A 3,243-nucleotide genomic window follows, 5' to 3' on the forward strand; every position below is an offset into this window, starting at 1 on the left:
GACAAAGGAAATAAAAACAGAAATCACGATAAACGCAAATCCTGAAAAAATTTGGAAGATTTTAACCAATCAAAATGAATATCCAAATTGGAATCCGTTCATTAAAAAGTTTGAAGGAAAACTAAAAATTGGCGAAAGACTAGAAGTAGTTATCCAGCCCGAAAATTCCTCGAAAATGACATTTAAACCAACCGTTTTGGAGTGTGAAGAAAATAAAAAGCTAAAATGGAAAGGGAAATTTATAATCGGTGGACTTTTTGACGGAACGCATACTTTTGAACTTATTGACAATAAAAACGGAACTACAACTTTCAAACAAAGTGAAAAATTTGAATGCGTTTTAGTTCGGTTCTTTAATTTAGACAACACAAAAAAAGGATTTGAAAATATGAACTCTGAACTTAAAAAACGGATTGAAAAATAACACTACTGCCAACATCGTGTATGTGCAAGAGAGGGTGAAGTGCTAAATCGAAGTTTCGGTTTTCTATGTCGCTATAAACATTTTTTATTCGCTTAAAAAGTGTAAATTAGCAAATAAAAAATGGTTTTGCTTACGTCAGTGCAAAATTGAAAGTTACGGCTTATAAATCCGCTCCTGACACATACACGCGAACCGATAGTAGTAATTTTTTGTTTTACCTATGGTACGCGACAAAAATAACTATTAGATTATTAGTTTTTTTAAATTAACTTCATAAATTAATAAAAAGATTTTTGGTTGTGCACTAAAGTTTACCTATTTAAAAAAAGAATTACCGTTCATAGCTTTTTCTAGAGAAGTAATACTTTTTATTTGTAACTTATTTTGAAATGCTTTTATATGATTTTGATGATGAATATCTGATCCGGAAAAATCAATCATATTTAAATTTAAAAGTTTTTCGGCTGTTACGCATACAGATTCTCCATAATATCCGGTAGTAGAAAGTAAATTTATTTGGAATAAACAACCAGCTTTTTTTAGTTTTTCATATTGTTTAAATTCACGATGGTAAAAATTATAACGTTCCGGATGAGCCAAAACCGGAATGTAACCGGCAACTTGTAATTCAAATAAAATATCGTACAAATTTATTGGCGGATTCAAATATGACATTTCAACTAAAACATAGTTATCTTTTAAGGTTAATAAGGTTTTATTTTTTAATAGTTTTAAAAAACCTTCATCTATCATATATTCAGAAGCTGCTCGTAATTGAACTTGTTGGCTTAAAGAAGGTAATTCTGTAATAACTTTATCTTGAGCTTCTAGAATAGTTTCATTAGTATTGTCCCAAATAGTTGTAATGGTGTGTGGTGTAGTAATAATTTTAGAAAAACCTAGTGAAATCATTTTATTTAGAAGAAATTCAGTAGACTCAATGTTTTTTGATCCATCGTCTATTCCAGGTAAAATATGCGAATGGATATCAATATAATTGAACGGAATTAAGTCTGCTAACTTAGGCTTAGATTTTAAAAAGGAAAACATTTTTTTTTGCAAAATTACAATAGTTTGTAAGAAAATAAACTCCAGAAACTTATTTTTTTAATTGCATAATATTTATAAAGCAATAAAGATTTGAAAATTACGTGTATAAATAAAAAATAAATTAAATTTGAAAAAATGAAAATCTAAATAAATGAATAAGAAAAAGGCAATTGATAATGATTGGCTGTTTGAAATAAAACCTAAGTATTCTAATTTTTCACTTAATTTAAGAGAAGTTTGGCGTTATAGAGATTTATTAATGTTATTTGTTAAACGCGATATAGTTACTGTTTATAAGCAAACAATATTAGGTCCATTGTGGTATTTTATTCAGCCTTTGTTTACAGCTGTTATATTTACCATAATTTTTAATAATGTAGCGGGAATTGAAACAGGAAAAACACCTTCATTTTTATTTAACTTAGCAGGAATTATTGTTTGGAATTATTTTACAGCTTGTTTAAACGAAACTTCCGATACCTTTAAAAAGAATGCTGGAATTTTTGGAAAGGTTTATTTTCCTAGAGTAATTATGCCTATGGCAACTGTAATTACTAATTTGATAAAGTTAGGTATTCAATTTTTAATTTTTATTGGATTTTATATCTTTTATATAATTAAAGGAATGTCAAATACACTAGACTATAAACTAATATTTTTCCCTTTTTTAATTATTATAATGGGAGTTTTGGGCTTAGGTTTAGGTATGATAATATCTTCTATGGTTACTAAATATCGTGATTTGTCATTTTTAGTAGGGTTTGGAGTTCAGCTACTTATGTATATATCGGCAGTAATGTATCCGATGGCATTAGTAAAAGAAAAATTACCCCAAATAGGTTGGCTTATAGAATATAATCCTTTAGCTTATGTAGTTGAAACTGCGCGGTATATTTTGCTAAATGAAGGAACTATTTCTATTTATGGTTTGCTTTACACAATAATAACTGCAATAGTTGTGTTTTTAGTAGGGTTGGTTATTTTTAATAGAACAGAAAAAAGTTTTATTGATACAGTTTAGTAATTAGTAGGTTTGTTTTTATTGTTTAATTAGAAAACAAAACTTTCCCTTTATTCTTTAGCAATAAATGAGGCTGAAATAGTTTCTACATCAGTATTTATTTTTTTAACCAATCCAACTAAAACTTTTCCAGGACCAACTTCTGTAAAATTGGTAGCTCCATCAGTAATCATTTGGTTGATAGACTGCGTCCATTTAACAGCACCAGTTAGCTGAGCTATTAAGTTTTGTTTAATTTCATTTGGATTAGTAACAGCAGTAGCCGTTACATTTTGATATACAGGGCAGTTAGGTTGACTAAAAATAGTTGCTTCAATAGCAGTTGCTAGTTCTTCTTGAGCAGGTTCCATCATAGGTGAGTGGAAGGCGCCTCCAACGGGTAAAATTAAAGCACGTTTAGCTCCGGCTTCTTTTAGTTTTTCACAAGCTTCTTCAACTGCTTTTAGTTCTCCGGAAATAACTAATTGTCCAGGGCAATTATAATTGGCAGCAACTACAATTCCATTGATAGAAGCACAAATTTTTTCGACTATTGTATCTTCTAAATTTAAGACAGCAGCCATGGTTGATGGAGTTATTTCACATGCTTTTTGCATTGCCATAGCTCTTTTAGAAACTAATTGTAAACCATCTTCAAATGAGAGAGTGCCATTAATTACTAAAGCTGAAAATTCGCCTCAAGAATGACCGGCAACCATTTCGGGTTTTATATTTAAAACTTTAGCTAAAATTACAGAATGTAAAAAAA

General features: G+C 29.3%; 3 protein-coding genes and 1 pseudogene. 2 read left to right on the plus strand and 2 right to left on the minus strand.

All coding sequences use genetic code 11. The features are described from left to right. Window positions 1–424: SRPBCC family protein (locus ACK5IN_RS04745; protein ID WP_416895062.1), on the plus strand; the 424-nt coding region annotated here is incomplete at its 5' end. Between the two features lie 315 nt (window positions 425–739). On the opposite strand, the gene ACK5IN_RS04750 is transcribed toward ACK5IN_RS04745, so the two are convergent. Continuing rightward, window positions 740–1,474, minus strand: a complete 735-nt coding sequence (locus ACK5IN_RS04750) for a tyrosine-protein phosphatase (protein ID WP_416895063.1) — start codon at window positions 1,472–1,474, stop codon at window positions 740–742. Between the two features lie 151 nt (window positions 1,475–1,625). On the opposite strand from ACK5IN_RS04750, the gene ACK5IN_RS04755 reads away from it, so the two are divergent. Continuing rightward, window positions 1,626–2,495 carry an ABC transporter permease gene (locus tag ACK5IN_RS04755; RefSeq protein ID WP_416895064.1) on the plus strand — a complete coding sequence of 290 codons (870 nt, stop codon included), beginning with the start codon at window positions 1,626–1,628 and terminating at the stop codon, window positions 2,493–2,495. A gap of 50 nt (window positions 2,496–2,545) precedes the next feature. Here the strand turns inward: ACK5IN_RS04755 and ACK5IN_RS04760 are convergent. After that, window positions 2,546–3,160: pseudogene (locus ACK5IN_RS04760) on the minus strand (ACP S-malonyltransferase); the annotation flags it as partial. Between the last annotated feature and the right edge of the window lie 83 nt (window positions 3,161–3,243).

This window comes from Microbacterium sp. (assembly GCF_047971895.1).
Lineage (GTDB): Bacteria > Actinomycetota > Actinomycetes > Actinomycetales > Microbacteriaceae > Microbacterium.